At 67.1% G+C, this 18,123-nt stretch carries 17 protein-coding genes and 1 tRNA gene; 12 read left to right on the top strand and 6 right to left on the bottom strand.

Going from position 1 to position 18,123, the window contains the following annotated elements:
- Nucleotides 1-425: 425 nt before the first annotated feature.
- Complete coding sequence (locus Q0C42_RS14755) at nt 426-2,258, top strand: polysaccharide deacteylase family 2 protein (RefSeq protein WP_295077373.1); 1,833 nt, start codon at nt 426-428, stop codon at nt 2,256-2,258.
- Nucleotides 2,259-2,344: 86 nt separating this feature from the next.
- Here Q0C42_RS14755 and trpE read toward each other — a convergent pair whose 3' ends face one another.
- From trpE to fabI, 6 genes are all read right to left on the bottom strand, one after another.
- Nucleotides 2,345-3,853, bottom strand: coding sequence for an anthranilate synthase component I (gene trpE / locus Q0C42_RS14750; RefSeq protein ID WP_295077370.1), 1,509 nt, complete (start codon nt 3,851-3,853; stop codon nt 2,345-2,347).
- Nucleotides 3,853-5,739, bottom strand: a complete 1,887-nt coding sequence (locus Q0C42_RS14745; protein WP_295077367.1) for a peptidyl-prolyl cis-trans isomerase — start codon at nt 5,737-5,739, stop codon at nt 3,853-3,855. Before Q0C42_RS14745 ends, trpE begins: the two co-directional genes overlap by 1 nt.
- A 136-nt stretch (nt 5,740-5,875) precedes the next feature.
- Nucleotides 5,876-7,054, bottom strand: a complete 1,179-nt coding sequence (locus Q0C42_RS14740; RefSeq protein ID WP_295077364.1) for an aminotransferase — start codon at nt 7,052-7,054, stop codon at nt 5,876-5,878.
- Between the two features lie 78 nt (nt 7,055-7,132).
- Nucleotides 7,133-7,657, bottom strand: coding sequence for a xanthine phosphoribosyltransferase (gene gpt, locus Q0C42_RS14735; protein ID WP_295077361.1), 525 nt, complete (start codon nt 7,655-7,657; stop codon nt 7,133-7,135).
- A gap of 10 nt (nt 7,658-7,667) precedes the next feature.
- Entirely contained in the window at nt 7,668-8,282 is a 615-nt protein-coding gene (locus Q0C42_RS14730; protein ID WP_295077358.1) for a LysE family transporter, read from the bottom strand.
- Between the two features lie 13 nt (nt 8,283-8,295).
- Complete coding sequence (gene fabI, locus Q0C42_RS14725; RefSeq protein ID WP_295077355.1) at nt 8,296-9,126, bottom strand: enoyl-ACP reductase FabI; 831 nt, start codon at nt 9,124-9,126, stop codon at nt 8,296-8,298.
- Nucleotides 9,127-9,223: 97 nt separating this feature from the next.
- On the opposite strand from fabI, the gene pdxH reads away from it, so the two are divergent.
- From pdxH to trpD, 11 genes are all read left to right on the top strand, one after another.
- Nucleotides 9,224-9,826, top strand: a complete 603-nt coding sequence (gene pdxH / locus Q0C42_RS14720) for a pyridoxamine 5'-phosphate oxidase (protein ID WP_295077352.1) — start codon at nt 9,224-9,226, stop codon at nt 9,824-9,826.
- A gap of 116 nt (nt 9,827-9,942) precedes the next feature.
- Complete coding sequence (locus Q0C42_RS14715) at nt 9,943-10,476, top strand: cold-shock protein (protein WP_295077350.1); 534 nt, start codon at nt 9,943-9,945, stop codon at nt 10,474-10,476.
- Between the two features lie 2 nt (nt 10,477-10,478).
- On the top strand, nt 10,479-10,946 hold the full coding sequence (locus Q0C42_RS14710; protein WP_295077347.1) for a DUF192 domain-containing protein: 468 nt from the start codon (nt 10,479-10,481) through the stop codon (nt 10,944-10,946).
- Nucleotides 10,947-10,987: 41 nt separating this feature from the next.
- Nucleotides 10,988-11,064 (top strand) — tRNA-Pro (locus tag Q0C42_RS14705).
- A 231-nt stretch (nt 11,065-11,295) separates the two neighbouring features.
- Nucleotides 11,296-12,702, top strand: coding sequence for a YdiU family protein (locus tag Q0C42_RS14700; protein WP_295077345.1), 1,407 nt, complete (start codon nt 11,296-11,298; stop codon nt 12,700-12,702).
- Between the two features lie 107 nt (nt 12,703-12,809).
- Nucleotides 12,810-13,361 (top strand): helix-turn-helix domain-containing protein, encoded by a 552-nt coding sequence (locus tag Q0C42_RS14695; protein ID WP_295077343.1) that lies wholly within the window; start codon nt 12,810-12,812, stop codon nt 13,359-13,361.
- An 84-nt stretch (nt 13,362-13,445) separates the two neighbouring features.
- Nucleotides 13,446-14,639 carry a glycine C-acetyltransferase gene (locus Q0C42_RS14690; protein ID WP_295077341.1) on the top strand — a complete coding sequence of 398 codons (1,194 nt, stop codon included), beginning with the start codon at nt 13,446-13,448 and terminating at the stop codon, nt 14,637-14,639.
- Between the two features lie 8 nt (nt 14,640-14,647).
- A complete protein-coding gene (tdh, locus tag Q0C42_RS14685; RefSeq protein ID WP_295077780.1) occupies nt 14,648-15,673 on the top strand; it encodes an L-threonine 3-dehydrogenase in 1,026 nt (341 codons plus the stop codon).
- 237 nt (nt 15,674-15,910) lie between these two features.
- Nucleotides 15,911-16,294 carry a phosphomannose isomerase type II C-terminal cupin domain gene (locus Q0C42_RS14680; RefSeq protein ID WP_295077339.1) on the top strand — a complete coding sequence of 128 codons (384 nt, stop codon included), beginning with the start codon at nt 15,911-15,913 and terminating at the stop codon, nt 16,292-16,294.
- Nucleotides 16,295-16,521: 227 nt separating this feature from the next.
- Nucleotides 16,522-17,109 (top strand): aminodeoxychorismate/anthranilate synthase component II, encoded by a 588-nt coding sequence (locus tag Q0C42_RS14675; protein ID WP_295077337.1) that lies wholly within the window; start codon nt 16,522-16,524, stop codon nt 17,107-17,109.
- Nucleotides 17,106-18,119 (top strand): anthranilate phosphoribosyltransferase, encoded by a 1,014-nt coding sequence (trpD, locus tag Q0C42_RS14670; RefSeq protein ID WP_295077335.1) that lies wholly within the window; start codon nt 17,106-17,108, stop codon nt 18,117-18,119. Before Q0C42_RS14675 ends, trpD begins: the two co-directional genes overlap by 4 nt.
- Nucleotides 18,120-18,123: the final 4 nt, after the last annotated feature.

Genomic DNA, 18,123 nt, shown 5'->3' with positions numbered 1-18,123 from the left:
AAGAACGACGCCCAAACGCTTATCATCTCCCGCCGCTTTTCGACCATGCGAAGAGTAGGTCGCGCTTCTGAGCGGCCATAAGATCGGCGCAAGCAGCCTTTCGTTGCTCCACAGGAGAAACGCCTCTGCGGATCACGTGCAACAGATTGCTACGGGGTGCAGGACGAAACTCTTCCAACCTTATGCCTCATAGCGCTGGCGACGGTACCCGCCTCCACGTCCCCTCATCGCGCCCCAAGGATTGCCCGCCTGCCACGGTGGCGGCAACTTGTTGAGCAATTGCAGAAAAACGCGTGAAGCCTGCTGCGCTGCAGTCTATAGTGCCGCTCGTCAGAAAAACGGTGCCGGGGAAACAGGCGATCCGACAGGGGCACGGCGTGCGTTCGCCCCGCAACGGTCGCAGCGGTGCAAGACTGGAGGCAGCAGTGATCGGTAAATTCCTTCTCGGGGCGGTTTCGGGTGGCCTTCTGGTCACCGGTGGCCTGGTGGTTGCTTCGGCGCTCTTCCCGGTTCAGCCCGCCAACGACAACGCGCCCGCTGCCGTGGCAGAGCCTATCGCGGCACCCGAGCCTGTCACGGCGGATGCGGGGGCAGCAGCGGTCGAGGATACCACGGTTCGTGCGGAAGACGCCGCGGTGGCGGAAGCCGAAGCGGCGTCAGCGCCCGCCGAACCTGCGCCCGCCGCGCCGTCTGCGGAAGCGGTCGATCCCGAGGCTTCCTCTGAGGCGCCTGCAGAGAGCGCGGAGACTACCGCAGCGCAGCCTGACAAGACGGCCTCTGTCGCCAAGCCAGCCGTGGAAACGACTGCGGCTGAACCGGCGGCTGAACCTGCAGAGGTGGTCGAGCCGGCGCCTCCGGCCACCGCCGAAATTGCCAAGCCCGAAACGATGGCTGAACCATCGAAACCCGCCGAAACGCTCGCCGATGCGCCAGCTGAAACCCCGGAAGCCCCGGCCGAAACCCTGATGGCAGAAGCCGCCCCAGAGACTGCTCCCGAGACCGCACTGCCGGAACCCCTGGCCGAGGTCGCACCGGCACCTGCCGAAGCCGCAGCGGTGGAACCGGCAGGGACCGGCGACGCGGCTCCGCTGCCAGCCGAGCCCGCCCCGGCGGCCGAAGCCGAAACCACCCCAAGCGAAGAGATCGTCACAGCCGAGGTTGCACCAGAGCCGGAGGTGCCAGCAGTCGAGGCACCCGTAGCAGAGACACCCGCAGTCGAGGCACCTGCAGCCGAAGCACCTGCAGCCGAGGCACCCGCTGCCGACCCGATGCCCGCCGAACCCGCCGCAACTGAAGAGCCTGCGCCGGACCCGATGCTGACACCCGAGCCCGAACCGGCCCCGGAACCTGCCCCGGAACTGGCCGAAACCCCCGCCGATCCCGCAGTAGAGGCCCCGGCCCCGGCCATGCCCGGAACCCGACCCGCCGCACTTCCCGGCGAGGTCGCGGAACCGGAAGCCGAAGCGCGCAGCTCGACCTTCAAGCCCGCTCCCGGACTGGCGCGCGCCGGCGACGGCAGCGAAGACCCGGCCGTGGATGCGGCAACCGACCCGGCCGCCGACCCATCAGCACCGCCAGCCGACCCGCGACCGATCGCGCAGTTCGCGGCCAGCTTCGAGAACCCGGACGCAAAGCCGCCTTTCGCCATCGTCCTGATCGACGACGGCAGCGCCGACCTCGACCGCGCCAGCCTTGCCGCCCTGCCCTTCCCGGTCAGCTTCGCGCTGGACCCGCAGGACCCGGCCTCGGCCCAGCACGCCGCAACCTACCGCGCGGCGGGCAAGGAGGTGGTGATGCTGGTGACCGGCATCGCCGAGGGCGCGATGCCCGCCGATGTCGAGGTGGCCTTCCAGTCGATGGAACAGGGCCTGCCCGAGGCGGTGGCCGTGATGGACCTGGCCGAGCCGACCTTCCAGAACCGTCGCCCGCTGGCCGCGACCGTGGTGCCGATCCTGAAAGCGCAAGGCCGCGGGTTGCTGACCTGGGACGCGGGGCTGAATGCTGCCGACCAGGTCGCCCGGCGCGAGGATCTGGAAGCCGGGGTGATCTTCCGCGACATCGGGTCCACCGGTGCGGACGCCGCCGCGATCCGCCGCCTCCTGGACCGCGCCGTCTTCAAGGCCGGTCAGGAAGGACGCGTCAGCGTGGTCGGCAGTGCCGATCCCGCAACGGTGGCAGCCCTTCTGGAATGGACGGTCGAGGGCAAGGCCGCGACGGTGGCCTTGGCCCCGGTCTCGGCGGTTCTGACGGTCGAGTGAACCTACAAGGGGCTGCTCGTCGATGACTTCGTCACTCCTCGCGGGGCACCCCCGACGAGGAGACGAAGTCGAACGAGGAGGTGCTTTTACCTGTTCCCGCGCCCGGCGAAGCGTCCGGCATCCTCTGCCGCGCGGCGCAGGGCGTTGGATTTGTTGACGGTTTCCTGGTACTCGGCTTCCGGGTCGCTGTCGTAGACCACGCCGCCGCCGGCCTGGATGTAAAGCTGGCCGTCTTTCACCACCGCGGTCCGCAGCGCGATGCAGAAGTCCATCTCGCCATTGGCCGCGAAATAACCCACCCCGCCGCCGTAAATGCCGCGCTTTTCGGGTTCCAGCTCGTCGATGATCTCCATCGCCCGCACCTTGGGCGCGCCCGAGACCGTGCCAGCGGGAAGCCCCGCCAGCAGCGCCGACAGGGCATCCTGACCGTCCGCGATCTCGCCCACCACGTTCGACACGATGTGCATGACGTGGCTGTAGCGTTCGATGATGAAGGTTTCCGTGGGGCGCACCGTCCCCACCTTCGCCACCCGGCCCACATCATTCCGGCCAAGGTCCAGAAGCATCAGGTGCTCGGCCCGTTCCTTGGGGTCCGCGAGCAGGTCCAGTTCCAGCGCCTTGTCTTCCTCGGGCGTGGCACCGCGCTTCCGGGTCCCGGCGATGGGCCGCACCGTCACTTCGCCGTCGCGGAGGCGGACCAGGATTTCCGGGCTGGCGCCCACCACCTGAAAGCCGCCGAAGTTGAAGAAGAACATGAAGGGCGAGGGGTTGGTCCGCCGCAAGGAGCGGTAAAGCGCGAAGGGCGGCAGCTCGAACCGCTGCGACCAGCGCTGGCTAGGCACCACCTGGAAGATGTCGCCCGCGCGGATGTAGTCCTTTGCCTTCTCGACGGCGGCCTTGTAGCCCTCGTGCGTGAAGTTCGACGTCGCCGCGCCAACCGGGGCCGTCTCGCCCAGATCCCGCGCGGCAGAGGGCGCACGGTCCAGATCGCGCAAGCTGTCCATCACCCGTTCCGCCGCCTGGGCGTAGGCCGCCCGCGCGGAAAGCCCGCCCGCAACCCAGGCCGGGGCAACCACCGTCACCTCGCCCTTCACGCCGTCCAGCACCGCGATGACCGAGGGGCGGATCAGTTCCGCATCGGGCAGACCCAGCGGATCGGGGTTCACCTGCGGCAGGTGTTCCACCAGCCGGATCATGTCATAGCCGAGATAACCAAATAGGCCCGCCGACACCGCGGGCAGCCCCTCGGGCATCTCGATCCGGCATTCCGCCAGAAGGTCGCGTAGGGTCTGCAAAGGGTGGCCGGCAAGGTCGGTAAAGGACTGCCGGTCGAAGCGCGCCTCGCGGTTGATGCGGCTTTTGTCCCCGTGGCACTGCCAGACCAGGTCGGGCTTCATACCGACGATGGAGTACCGGCCCCGGACCTCGCCACCCGTGACCGATTCCAGCATGAAGGTATCGGCCCGGGCATCGCCCAGTTTCAGCATCAGGCTGACCGGAGTATCCAGGTCCGCCGCCAGCCGGGCCCAGACGATCTGGTTCTTTCCGGCGGTCCACCCCGCCTCGAACTCGGCAAAACCGGGGGAAAGCTGCATCAGGGCAGGCTCGTATGGACCGCGTTGATCGCGGCCTGGTCCAGACTGATCCCGGCCTCGGAGGTCAGCGCATTGGTGAAGGCCGCAAAGGCATCCTGGGCGATGGCCTGACGGACCTGGGCGGCCAGAGCCTCGCGCATGCCCTCGGCATCTTCGCCCTCTGCGTCACCGGGCGTCGCGCTTGCGGGCAGGATGCGGTCAAGCTTGACCACGGCGGTAAAGCCCTCGGCCTCGATCACCCTAGCTTCGCCTTCGGTCATCTTGAACACATCGGTCAGCAAGGTCTCGGGCGCATCGGCGACGAAGCCCGACCGGGCGGTGTCCGGCGTCACGTCCACGATCCCGAAGCCGCCGATCGCCTCCCCGCCGTCAAGCGCGGCCTTGATCTCGGCGGCCCTTGCGGTCAGCGCCTGGGCGACCGCATCGCGGCGCCAGTCTTCGGCCACCCGCTCGCGGGCCTCCTCGAAGGGAATCGGCGCGGCGGGGACGATCTCGTCCAGCCGGAGTGCGACCACGCCGCCATCGTCCAGAACGATGGCCTCGGCAAAGTCGCCCTCCTGCACGGCATCCGCGGCGGCGCGGAAGGCCGGATAGCCTTCGATCGAGTCCTCGCCCTGCTGGCCCGGAACATGGTCCAGAGTCGCAACCGCCATGCCTATTTCCTTGCCAAGGTCTTCCAGCGCCGCCCCTCCGGCCAGAAGGTCGTCGATCTCCTCGACCCGGTCGCCGATCAGGCGCCGGGCGGCGTCGGTCTGGATCTCGATCGCCAGCGTATCGCGGGCCTCGTCAAAAGTCGTCTCCTCGGCCGCAAGGACCGAGACGACCCGGTAGAGCGCCGGGCCAAGGTCGCTGTCCAGCGGCCCGGCAACCTGACCTTCGGCAGTGCCGAAGATCGCAGCGCCCGAGGCACCCAGTTCGTCCAGCGCCACGTCGCCCATGTCGATGGCGTCCAGCGTCAGCCCGCGTTCGGCCACCAGATCCTCGAACGGAGTACCGGCGTCCAGCTTCGCCCTCGCCGCTTCGGCCGCGGCCTGGTCGGGATAGACCAGCCGTTCCAACAGGCGGCGTTCGGGGATCACGAACTCGGCGATCCGGTCCTGATAGATGGTCTGCAGCATGGCATCATCGACCGGCTGATCCTTGGCGATGGCCTCGGGAAGCAGCGACGCGTAGGTGATGCGCTTGGCTTCCGGCTTCGTGAAGCGGTCGAGATGCGCGTCGTAATGCGCCTTCAGCTCGGCCTCGGTCGGTTCGGCCACCGGGGTGGTCAGATCGGCCTCGCCCAGCCGCAGCATCGAAAAGCCGCGCCGTTCCGCGACCCAGGCGTAAAGCGTTTCGGTCAGCGCCACCGGAGCGTTGAATCCGCCCGATACCGCGCCCTGCAAGAGCTCGCGGCTGATGTCACGGCGCAGGTTGGTCTCGAACTCGGGCTCCGACAGGTTGCTGCTGTCCAGCGCAAAGCGATAGGTCTCGCGGTCGAAGCTGCCCGAGACGCCCTTGAACGCATCCATGCCCATGATCTCGGTCGCGACCACGTCATCGCCGACCGATAGTCCGATGCGCTGCGCCTCGTTGTCGACGGCGGCCCGGGTCACGACGTCCTGCAGCACCTGCTTGTCGATGCCGAAGGCCAGCGCCTCCTGCATCGAAAGCTGCTGGCCGAACTGCTGGCTGAAGGCGTTGACCTGGGTCTGCAGCGCACGGGCGTAGTCGTCGGTGGTGATCTCGATGTCACCGACGCTGCCGACCTTGGTCACCCCGCCCGAGAAGCTGGTGACGCCGAAACCGCCAAGGCCCAGGATCAGCAACCCCAGCATCGTCCAGACCGCCACCTCTTTCACCGTGCTGCGCGGGCGCTTTCCGTCTTCGGTCGGGGTCTTCGCCATGAGTTCGGGCCCTCTGATTGGTTATGGATCAGGTGCATAGTGGGAACCCCGCAGGGGGGCAAGATCAAGATCGCCCGCCCCGGCCCCCGGACACGCCCCGGTCCAGCCCCCGGTTGCGCTCCCGGTCACGGGCCTGTCAGGGCCGGAAGCCCTGCAAGCGGCGGATCACCTCGGCGATGCCGGTTGCATCCACGTTGGCAAAGGCGATGCGGATCTGGCGTTTCCCCGCGGCTGAACCCTCCGGCTGGAACATCGTCCCCGGCAGCATCAAGAGCGAGGCCTCGGTCACCAGCCGCTTGCACAAGGCGTCACTGGCCATGTCGAACGGGTGCTCGACATAGGCAAAGTAGGCGCCGCAGCCCAGAAGCTTCCAACCCGGCAGGGTCTTGAAGCCCTCGGCCATCGCGCGGCGGCGGGACAGGATCTCGTCCCGCTCCCCCGCCAGCCACTGGGCCAGGTTCCGCATGCCCCACAAGGCACCGATCTGGCCCAGCTGGCTGGGGCAGATCGCCACGGTATCCAGGAATTTTTCGACCTCGGCCAGCCGCGCAGTCGATGCGACAACGGCCCCCACCCGGTGCCCGGTCAGCCGGTAGGCCTTGGAGAAGCTGTAAAGCTGGATCAGCGTGTCAGCCCAATCCGGGTCCTGGAACAGGTCATGCGGCGCGCCGGTCCGGCTGTCGAAGTCGCGGTAGGTCTCGTCCACGATCAGGGCAAGGCCCTTCGCGCGGCACAGGTCACGGAACGCCGCCAGCGTCTCGGCCGGATATTCGACCCCGCCCGGATTGTTCGGGCTGACCAGAACGATGGCGCGGGTGCGGTCGGAGATCAGCGCGGCAGCCGCTTCGGCCGAGGGGATCAGGGTCGGGCCGGAATCCAGCGCCACGGTCTTCACCGAGGACATGTCAAGCCACATCTTGTGATTGAAATACCACGGCGTCGGCAGGATCACCTCATCCCCCGGCCCGGCCAGCGTCGCCATCACCGTGCAGAAAGCCTGGTTGCAGCCCTGCGTGATCGCCACCTGTTCGGAGGCGATGCTGCCTCCGTACAGGGTCGACCACTGCGTCGCGATTTCCTCCCGCAGCGCAGGAAGGCCAAGAACCGGGCCGTAAAGGTGCGCATCCGGGTTGTTCAGCGCAGCGTCTGCCAGTGCCTGCCGCAGGCCCAGCGGCGGACTTTCCACCGGTGCGGCCTGGCTGATGTTGATCAGCGGGCGGTCGGCGGGAAAGCTGACGCCTTGGATCCAGCGCCGCGCCTCCATCACCGGGGGCGGTTCGGTCGCGGCGAAGGCAGGGTTCAGGGGCAGGGTCAACGGGGCAACTCCTCGTGCGCTTCGCTTCTCGTCGTGATAGCGCCCGGCGACGAGCGCATGGAATGCGACGAGGAGCGGTCAGTCAGCCCCGCGCATCGGCTGGACATATTGCAGCGCCATGTCCCAGGGAAAGAAGATCCAGGTGTCCTGGCTGACACTGGTGATGTAGGTATCGGCCTGCTTTTCGCCCTCGGGCTTGGCATAGACGCAAGCGAAATGCGCCTTGGGATACAGGCTGCGGATCAGTTCCAGCGTCCGGCCGCTGTCCACCAGGTCGTCGACGATCAGCACGCCCGTCCCGTCGCCCATGATCTCGGCCTGCGGGGCCTTGATGACCTGGGCTTCGCGCCGCTGGTCAGCCTTGCCGCCGCCCGAGTGGTAGGATTTCACTGAAATGGAGTCGACGACGCGGATGTCCAGCTCCCGGCTAACGATCATCGCCGGAACCAGACCGCCGCGCGTGATCCCGACGACCGCTTTCCAGGTCCCGCCCTCGCCCGGTCCCTTGCCGTCCAGCCGCCAGGCCAGCGCACGCGCGTCGCGGTGGATCTGGTCCCAGCTGACGTGAAACCCTTTTTCATGCGGCAGGCGTTCGGCGGACATGGGTGTCTCCTCAGGTGGCGACGATCTTGACGCCGAGCAGCGCAAGCGCAGCGCCGAAGCAGCGGTCGATCACGGTTTTCAGGCTGATATAGGTCGACCGCGTCCGCTCCAGCGAGAAGATGCGGGCGACAAGGCTGTTCCAGGCGGTCTCCATCACCAGGATCATCAGGATCAGGGTGATCAGGATCCAGGTCGGCGTTTCCGGACGGATGGTGCCAAGGAAGATCGAGGAATAGATCACCACGGCCTTGGGGTTCGACAGATTGGTCCACAGGCCAAGCCGGTAAGCCGCGAAGGGCGACCGTGGGACCGGGCGCGCGTCCTCGGCGATGAAAGGCGTTTTCGCATCGCTCCAGAGGTGCCAGGCCATCCACAGAAGGTAGGCCGCCCCGCCGATCTTCAGCGCCCAAAGCAGCGATGGCGCCGCGTCGAAGATCAGGTGCAATCCGAACATCGCCGCCAGCGCCCAGAAGACCGCCCCCGAAGCGATGCCCAGCGCCAGCATGACGCCGGTGCGGAAGCCCTCGCTCAAGCCCGTGCGGGCCGACATCAGGACGGCGGGACCGGGAGAGACCACGGCGAACAGGACCAGCCCGGCAAAGGCCAGGAAGGCCGCCAGGCTCATGCGCGGGCGCGGCTCACTGGCCGCCCTCTTTCTTGCCGGTGACGATGTCGATGTCCGGCGCGTCGATCGCCTTCATGCCGACCACATGGTAGCCCGCGTCGACGTGCAGGTTCTCGCCCGTCGTGCCGCTGCCAAGGTCTGACAGAAGGTAAAGCGCGGCCTTGCCCACCTCTTCCTGGGTCACGTTGCGGCGCAGGGGCGAGTTGAGTTCATTCCAACGCATGATGTAGCGGAAATCGCCGATCCCGCTGGCGGCCAGCGTCTTGATCGGGCCGGCCGAGATCGCGTTGACGCGGATGCCGTCCTTGCCCAGATCCTCGGCCAGGTACTTCACCGAAGCCTCAAGCCCGGCCTTCGCCACGCCCATCACGTTGTAATGCGGCATGACCTTTTCCGCGCCGAAGTAGGTCAGGGTCAGCAGGCTTCCCCCCGGCCCCATCATCGCCGCCGCCCGCTGGCAGACGGCGGTGAAGGAATAGACCGAGATGTCCATCGCCAGCGCAAACCCGGCGCGCGAGGTATCCACGTAGCGGCCGCGCAATTCGTTCTTGTCGGCAAACCCGATGGCGTGGACCAGAAAGTCGATCTGCCCCCATTCCGCCTTCAGTCCGGTGAACAGCGCATCGATGCTGTCGTCACTGGCGACGTCGCATTCGAACAGCATCGGCTTGCCCAGACTTGCCGCCAAGGGCTCGACCCGCTTCTTCAGCGCCTCGCCCTGGTAACTGAACGCCAGCGTCGCCCCCTGGGCCGCCACGGCCTGGGCGATGCCCCATGCGATGGACTTGTCGTTCGCCAGCCCCATGATCAGGCCGCGCTTGCCCTGCATAAGTCCAGTTGACATTCCTCACCCCTCGCCCACCTTTTCATTGGCAATGACGTGTAGGCGAAGCGGGGCCGCCCTTCAAGGCAGGTCCTCACCGCCATGGAAGGAGTCTCACATGGACCGTACGGGCATATTCGCGGGCAGCGACCCCTTTGCCTTGGCCCAGGCCTGGCTGACCGAGGCCGAAGCCTCCGAGCCGAACGACCCGAATGCCATCGCGCTGGCCACGGTGGACGACGACGGACTGCCGAATGTCCGCATGGTCCTGCTGAAAGAGATCGAGGCGGACGCCTTCGTCTTCTACACGAACTACACCTCGAAAAAGGGCCAAGAGATCGATGCAGCGGGCAAGGCGGCCTTCGTGCTGCACTGGAAGTCCCTGCGCCGCCAGATCCGCGTGCGGGGCACCGTCACCCGCGAGGAAGGGCCGAAGGCGGACGAATACTATACCAGCCGCAGCCTCAAGTCCCGCATCGGCGCCTGGGCCAGCCAGCAGTCGCAACCCCTCTCCTCGCGGGAGGCGCTGATGGCCGAAGCGGCCAAGCACGCGCTGACCAAGGGGACGAATCCGCCGCGCCCACCGTTCTGGGGCGGATTCCGGATCCGGCCGGTCGAGATCGAATTCTGGGCCGACGGCCCTTTCCGGCTGCACGACCGGTTTCGCTGGGATCGTCCCACGCATTCCGACGATTGGAAGGTCACAAGATTGAATCCCTAGGATTCCGGCACTTGTCAGATTTTATGCAACGAACCGGCACATTTGCCCTTGATCCCCGGTTAACTTTCGCACCATCTGTGCCCCTTAGGGCTCATTCTGGGGAGAAGGCTCTGTAAATGTCGGAAGAAGATGAGGTCATGCAGATCGTGCATGGTCGCGTTAAGTGGTTTGATCCTTCCAAGGGTTTTGGTTTCATCGTGTCAGACCAGACGGATGCAGATATTCTCCTGCACGCGAACGTTCTTCGGAACTTCGGGCAGGGGTCAGTAGCAGATGGTGCGGGCATAGAAGTCCGCGTTCAAAAGACGCAGCGCGGTGTGCAAGCCGTGGAAGTGGTTCGTATCGATCCACCGGAAGGCATTGTCGTGCCCTTCGGCGACGATGCGGCCGAGATGGTCAGCGCAGACATTCTTGCGCTGCCGCTCGAGGCTGCGCGGGTGAAGTGGTTCGACAAGGGCAAGGGCTTCGGCTTTGCCAACGTCTTCGGCAAGCCCGAGGATGTGTTCATCCACGCCGAGGTGCTGCGCGTTTCGGGCTTTGCCGACCTTCAGGCCGGCGAAGGCGTGGCTTTGCGCATCATCGAAGGCAAGCGGGGCCGGATGGCCATCCAGGTCGTGTCCTGGGAAGCCGCCGCGAGAGAGAAGGGCTGAACATGCTGCGCGCGCTTGTCCTTGCTGCGGTTCTGCCGGGTTCGGCCTGGGCGCAAGCCGCCTGTGCGCCGGGTCGGCTGGACCTGCGCTGGGAAGGCGGCAAGGAAAGCTTTGCCGTCGAAGTGGCCGACGACGGCGAAGAGCGGGCGCAGGGGCTTATGTTCCGGACCGAGCTTGCGCCCGCTTCGGGCATGCTTTTCGTCTACGAGATGCCCCGTCGGGTCAGCTTCTGGATGAAGAACACCCTGATTCCGCTGGACATGGTGTTTGCCGACGCCTCGGGGACCGTCACCCGCGTGCATTCCGGGGCCGTCCCGGGCGACCTGACGCCCATCGACGGCGGCGAAGGCGTGCAATTCGTGCTGGAGATCAACGCCGGGCTGGCCTCGAAGCTGGGGATCGGCCCCGGCACCGTCTTGCGCCACCCCGCAATCCCGTCCGAAACTGCTGCGTGGTCTTGCGACGGCTAAGGCTTTTCATTCCCGTTCGCACCGGGTAAAGGGGCGACAGTCGGGGCGTAGCGCAGCCTGGTAGCGCGACGGTTTTGGGTACCGTAGGTCGAGAGTTCGAATCCCTCCGCCCCGACCACTTCCACCTTTCACACCTGGTTTCTCGCTTTGGGCCGGACCGCTTCGGTCATCCCCTGAAGCCCGACGGTTCGCCGATCCGGAAACAAGGACAGCCGGATCGCGTTCGCGTGGCGGGTGGTCATGGTGCGGGTTTTCCGCCGCGTTCCGTGCGGAACTCAGATACGCCGCTTGCGCCCCCGGTCATCCGGCCTATCTGTGACCTAGGAATCCCGCGCCTGGAAATACACCGATGACCATCGCCTTCGACCACAGCTATGCGCGCGACCTGCCCGGCACCTATCTGCGCGCAGCCCCTGACCCGGCCCCTGCCCCGCGGCTTCTGGTTCTGAACCGGCCCCTTGCCGCCGAGTTGAACCTCGCCCTCTCCGACGACGAGGCGCGGGACTGGTTCTCGGGCGCGCAGGTTCCCCCGGGGGCCGAGCCGATCGCCCAGGCCTATGCCGGGCACCAGTTCGGTGGCTTCTCGCCCCAGTTGGGGGACGGCCGCGCGCATCTTCTGGGCGAGATCCTCACTCCCGATGGCCGCCGCTTCGACATCCAGCTCAAGGGCTCCGGCCGCACCCCGTTTTCGCGCGGCGGCGACGGCAAGGCTGCCATCGGCCCGATGCTGCGCGAATATCTGATCTCCGAATTCATGGCCGCCGCGGGCGTCCCCACCACCCGGTCGCTGGCCGTGGTGGCCACGGGGGAAGAGGTCTGGCGCGAGACGAAGCTGCCCGGGGCGGTCCTGGCCCGTGTCGCAGCCAGTCACCTCCGCGTCGGCACGTTCCAGTTCTTCGCCGCCCGGGGCGAAGAGGCCCAGGTCAGGGCGCTCGCCGATTACGCCATCGCCCGGCACTATCCCGACCTTGCCAAGGCCGCGAACCCCTACGTCGCCCTTCTGGACGCGGTGATCGCCCGGCAGGCGCGGCTCATCGCCGAATGGATGGGCCTTGGCTTCATCCACGGTGTGATGAACACCGACAACATGGCCATCTCGGGCGAAACCATCGACTACGGTCCCTGCGCCTTCATGGAAACCTATGCGCCCGGCACCGTGTTTTCCTCCATCGACCACCAGGGCCGCTATGCCTATGCCAACCAGCCGCTGATTCTGGGCTGGAACCTGGCGCGTCTGGCCGAAACGCTGATCCCGCTGCTTGATGCGTCGCGGGAAAAAGCCATCGAGATTGCCAACGACCGTCTCGTCGGCATCGCCGGACACTACCGCACGGAATGGCTGACCGTCATGCGCCGCAAGCTCGGCCTTCTTGGCGAAGACGAGGGCGACGCGGCGCTGGCCGATGACCTCATGACCGCAATGGAAGGCGCCGACTGGACCCTGACCTTCCGCCGCCTCGCCGACGAAGCAGCCCTCCGCCCCCTCTTCGACGACTTCACGAAAATGGAAGCATGGCTCCCCCGCTGGCGTGCCCGCGCTGGCGAAGGCGCAGCCCAGCGCCTTGCCGCGGTGAACCCCGCGGTCATCCCCCGCAATCACAACGTCGAGGCCGCCCTGACCGCCGCCACCGACGCCAACATGGCGCCCTTCCACGCCCTCCTGTCCGCCATCCAGCGGCCCTACACCGAATCCGAGCCCTACATGCTCCCCGCCCCCACCGGCTTTGGTCCCTACGTCACCTTCTGCGGCACCTGACGAACCGCTCCTCCTGCGCCTTCGGCTTCCAGCGAGGCGCCATGAAGTCGAACGACGCGCGAACCCCGAAGATTGACGCCCCGCACCTTCCCCGCCACCATGCCCGCATGGCCGACCGCTCCGACATCCACGACCGCCTCGCCGCCTCGCTCCGCACTGCGCGCAAAGCCCGGGGCCTCAGCCTCGACGCCGCCGCCAAGCTCTCCGGCGTCTCCCGGTCCATGGTCAGCCAGATCGAGCGCGGCGAATCCTCCCCCACCGTCGCCACGCTCTGGGCGCTGACCCAAGCCCTCCAGCTTGACTTCGCCGGCCTTCTGGAAGGCCGCCCCGCCCCCGGCATCGCCGTCACCCGCGCCGCCGCCGCCCCGGTGATCCAGCGCGCCGGCGTCACCATCCGCATCCTCTCCGCCCCTGAATCCGTCGGCCGGCACGAAGTCTACGAACTGGCCTTCGCCCCCGGCGCCAATCTCACCTCCGACCCCCACTCCCCCGGCTGCCGCGAGCATCTGACGGTCCTCGAAGGCCGCCTCGCCGTCACCAGCGGAGACGCCACCGACCACCTTCAACCGGGAGACGTCGCGCGCTACCCCGCCGACCGCCCGCACCAGATCGCCGCCGACGGCGCCGCCCGCGCCATCCTGATCGTCCAGGACAGCTGACTTCCAACATGGCGGAACCCCTCCGTCAAGTTGACACACCGCCGCTGATCTGCGAATTTCCGCCAAACCGGAAAGGGTTCTGCCATGACGGAAACTACGGCCTTCCTCGACCACATCACCGCGACGCTTCAAGGGATCGAGGCCGACGGCCTGATGAAACGCGAACGCCTCATCACCAGCGCGCAAGGCGCCCATGTGCAGATGGCCGGTCGCGAAATGCTGAACCTCTGCGCCAACAACTACCTCGGCCTTGCGGACGACCCCCGCCTGATCGCCGCCGCCAAACAGGCGATGGACGACCACGGCTTCGGCATGGCCTCGGTCCGCTTCATCTGCGGCACGCAAGACCTGCACCGCCGACTTGAGACTCGCCTCGCCCAATACCTCGGCCACGACGACAGCATCCTTTTCGCCGCCTGCTTCGACGCCAACGGCGGCCTCTTCGAACCCCTTCTCGGCCCCGAAGACGCCGTCATCTCCGACGCGCTGAACCACGCCTCGATCATCGACGGCATCCGCCTGTGCAAGGCGAAACGCTACCGCTATGCCAACAGCGACATGGTGGACCTTGAAGCCCAGCTGAAAGCCGCCAAAGCCGACGGCGCCCGCTTCATCCTGATCGCCACCGACGGCGTCTTCTCGATGGACGGCTACTACGCCAACCTCCCCGCCATCCGCGCCCTCGCCGACCAATACGGCGCGATGGTCATGGTCGACGACTGCCACGCCACCGGTTTCACCGGTCCCAGGGGCGCAGGCACCCCGGCCCGCGCCGGCGTCACCGTAGAGATCCTCACCGGCACCCTCGGCAAGGCCCTCGGCGGCGCGCTCGGCGGCTACATCGCCGGCCCGCAGCCCGTGATCGACCTTCTCCGCCAGCGCGCCCGGCCCTACCTTTTCTCCAATGCTCTTCCCCCCGCCGTCGTCGGGGCCGCCCTCGCCGCCCTCGACATCGTGGAGGCCGCCGACGATCTCCGCGCAAAACTTGCCCAGAACGCGGAATACTGGCGCAAGGGCCTCACCGAAGCAGGCTTCACCCTCCTGCCCGGCGCGCACCCGATCATTCCCGTCATGCTGGGTGACGCCAAACTCGCGCAAGCTATGGCCGCCGATCTGAACACTCGTGGCGTCCACGTCGCCCCCTTCTTCTTCCCGGTCGTCCCCAAAGGCCAGGCGCGCATCCGCACCCAGATGAACGCCGCCCTCATCCAAGCCGACCTCGACTTCGCCCTCGACGCCTTCTCCAAGGCCGGACACGTCACGGGAGTCCTCAAATGACCAACCAGATGAAGACCCTCGTGAAAGCGAAACCCGAACCCGGCCTCTGGATGGAAACCCGCCCGGTCCCCGAAATCGGTCCCGACGACGTGCTGATCAAGATCCACAAGACCGGCATCTGCGGCACCGACATCCACATCTGGAACTGGGACGACTGGGCGCAGCGCACGGTCCCGGTCCCTCTTGTCACTGGCCACGAATTTGCGGGCATCATCGTCGACAAGGGCCGCAACGTCGAAGGTCTCGACATCGGCCAGCGCTGCTCGGGCGAAGGGCACCTGATCGGCAAGACCAGCCGCCAAAGCCGCTCGGGCAAGTTCCACCTCGACCCCGAAACCCGCGGCATCGGCGTCAACGAACCGGGTGCCTTCGCGCAATACCTGCGCCTGCCCGCCTTCAACGTCGTCCCCCTGCCCGACGCGATCGACGACGAGATCGGCGCGATCCTCGATCCCCTCGGCAACGCCGTCCACACCGCGCTCAGCTTCGACCTGATCGGCGAGGATGTCCTCATCACCGGCGCCGGTCCCATCGGCATCATGGCCGCCGCCGTCGCGCGGCACGTCGGCGCGCGCCACGTCGTCATCACCGACATCAACCAGGCCCGCCTCGACCTTGCCGCGCAGGTCGCCGACGTGGTCCCGGTAAACGTCGCCACCACCGACCTCCGCTCGGTCTACCCCAGCCTCAAGATGAGCCAAGGCTTCGACGTGGGGATGGAGATGTCCGGCTCCCAACAGGCCCTCGACCAGATGGTCGAGCACATGGTCATGGGCGGCCGCATCGCCATGCTCGGCATCCCGCCGGGCAAATCCCCGGTCGACTGGAGCCGCATCGTCTTCAAGGCCATCACCATCAAGGGCGTCTACGGCCGAGAGATCTTCGAGACCTGGTACAAGATGATCGCCATGCTGGAAAACGGACTCAACATCCGCCGCGTCATCACGCACCGCTTCAAGGTGGATGATTTCCAGGACGGCTTTGCCGCGATGCGGTCCGGCCTTTCGGGCAAGGTCGTGCTGGACTGGACCTGAGCGGCAGGGGCAACACCAAGCCCTTTCACCTGGCTCCAAATATCCCCGCGCGGCGCGCACGGCCGAGTGATCTTGCGTCCTTCACGCAAGATCGCGAGACAAATGGTCTTCGCGCCGCAAGGCGCTCAATCTGTCAGCCGTCCCCGCCGCGACCAGGGACGAGCCGCCCCCGAAATGCCCCGAAATGGCCCGACAGCGTTAACGCCCCGGTAACCATTTGCCCCCCTCACTGGCCGCATGGGACAGGAGAAAAAGATCATGGACGGATCGCACCCCGCAGGTTTTGCCGAGGCCGGGATGGCTTTTGCAGCGGCCCAACCGGTTGCGGCCCCCGTCCTTGCCGAGGGCACCCGCTTTCGGGTCCGCGTTTTGCGCCTCTCCCCGGGGGAGGCCACGTCGCTGCAATCCCATCTTCACCGTTCCGAACACTGGGTCGTCGTCGAAGGCACCGCCGAGATCACCCTGGACATCCGCGCGCGTCTGGTTGGCGAAGGCGAAGCCGTCCACATCCCCCTCGGCCAGCCGCATCGGCTGGGCAACCCCGGGCGCCTGCCCGTGACCCTGATCGCGGTGGAAACCGGCGGCTACCTCGGCGCAGACGACGTGGTCCGCCACGACTGACGCCTCCTCCCTCCCTCTGGTCGTTCGTCGGCAGCGCCCCACGAGGAGCGACCGAAGGAAGCGAGGAGCCGCCCAAAGGTGAACGCCGGGTAAACGCCCGCACCCAACCCCTTGATTTCCCACGCCCGGAAAACCGCACCACGCGCGGGCAGCCCCGCCCCAACCCCGGTTTACACCGCCCCCCGCATCGGCGATAACCAGCCGGAACCACTTCGGGGTCCGCCGCCATGCTCCTCCTGATCGACAACTACGACAGCTTCACCTACAACCTCGTCCACTACCTGGGCGAGCTTGGCGCGGACGTCGTCGTGAAACGGAACGACGCGCTGCAGGTCCAGGACGTGATCGCCATGAAGCCGGAGGTGATCGTCCTCTCCCCCGGCCCCTGCGACCCCGCCGCCGCCGGGATCTGCCTGCCCCTGACCAGGGCCGCCGCCAGCGCCGGCATCCCGCTCCTCGGCGTCTGCCTCGGCCACCAGACCATCGGGGAGGCTTTCGGGGGCAATGTCGTCCGCTGCCACGAGATCGTCCACGGCAAGATGGGCACCATGCACCACGGAGGCAAAGGCGTCTTCCGCGGACTGCCCTCGCCCTTCCAGGCGACCCGCTACCACTCCCTCGTCGTCGACCGCGCCACCCTTCCGGCGGACCTTGAAATCACAGCATGGCTGGAAGACGGCACCATCATGGGCCTGCGCCACCGCCACCACCTGATCGAGGGCGTCCAGTTTCACCCCGAGTCGATCGCCTCCGAACACGGCCACCAGCTTCTGCGGAACTTCCTCGACGAGGCCCGCGCGAAGGTCCCGGCATGAGCGAGACCCTCAAGCCCCTGATCGGCATCGCCGCCAACCGCCCCCTGACCCGCGCCGAGGCCGAAGCCGCCTTCAACGCGCTGTTCGAGGGTGAGGGCACCCCTGCCCAGATGGGCGGCTTCCTGATGGCGCTCCGGACCCGGGGCGAGACGGTCGACGAATACGCCGCCGCCGCCACGGTGATGCGGTCGAAGTGCAATCCCGTCAAAGCCCCCGAGGGCGCGATGGACATCGTCGGCACCGGGGGCGACGGCAAGGGCACGCTCAACATCTCCACCGCCACCGCCTTCGTCGTGGCCGGTGCGGGGGTCACCGTGGCCAAGCATGGCAACCGCAATCTTTCCTCCAAATCCGGCGCAGCCGATGCACTGACCGAGATGGGCCTCAATGTCATGGTCGGCCCCGAGGTCGTGGAACGCTGCCTGACCGAGGCCGGGATCGGCTTCATGATGGCCCCCATGCACCACCCCGCGATCCGCCATGTCATGCCGGTCCGCGCGGAGCTTGGCACCCGCACGATCTTCAACATCCTCGGTCCCCTGACCAACCCCGCCGGGGTGAAACGCCAGTTGACGGGAGCCTTTTCGGACGCGCTGATCCGCCCGATGGCGGAAACCCTGCTCACCCTCGGGACCGAGAAAGCCTGGCTCGTCCACGGCTCGGACGGCACCGACGAGATCACCATCTGCGGGTCCACCTCCGTCTCGGCGGTCGAAAACGGCGCGGTGCGGGATTTCACCGTCCATCCCGAAGACGCCGGCCTAGCTCCGCATCCGTTCGAAGCGATCCTCGGCGGCACCCCGTCCGAAAACGCCACCGCCTTCCGCGCCCTTCTTGACGGCGCGCCGGGGGCCTACCGGGACGCCGTCCTTCTCAACGCGGCGGCCGCCCTTGTCGTGGCCGACAAGGCGGGAACCCTGACGGAAGGCGTTGCGTTGGCTAGGGAATCCATCGATTCCGGTGCGGCCAGGTCAAAGGTCGACGCGCTCCGCCGCCTGACGAACGCCTGAAAGG

It is taken from the genome of Tabrizicola sp. (genome assembly GCF_022842145.1).
In the GTDB taxonomy this organism is placed as follows: domain Bacteria; phylum Pseudomonadota; class Alphaproteobacteria; order Rhodobacterales; family Rhodobacteraceae; genus Tabrizicola.
Note: the sequence above shows the minus strand (reverse complement) of the source record. Positions and strands in the feature narration are given on the sequence as shown.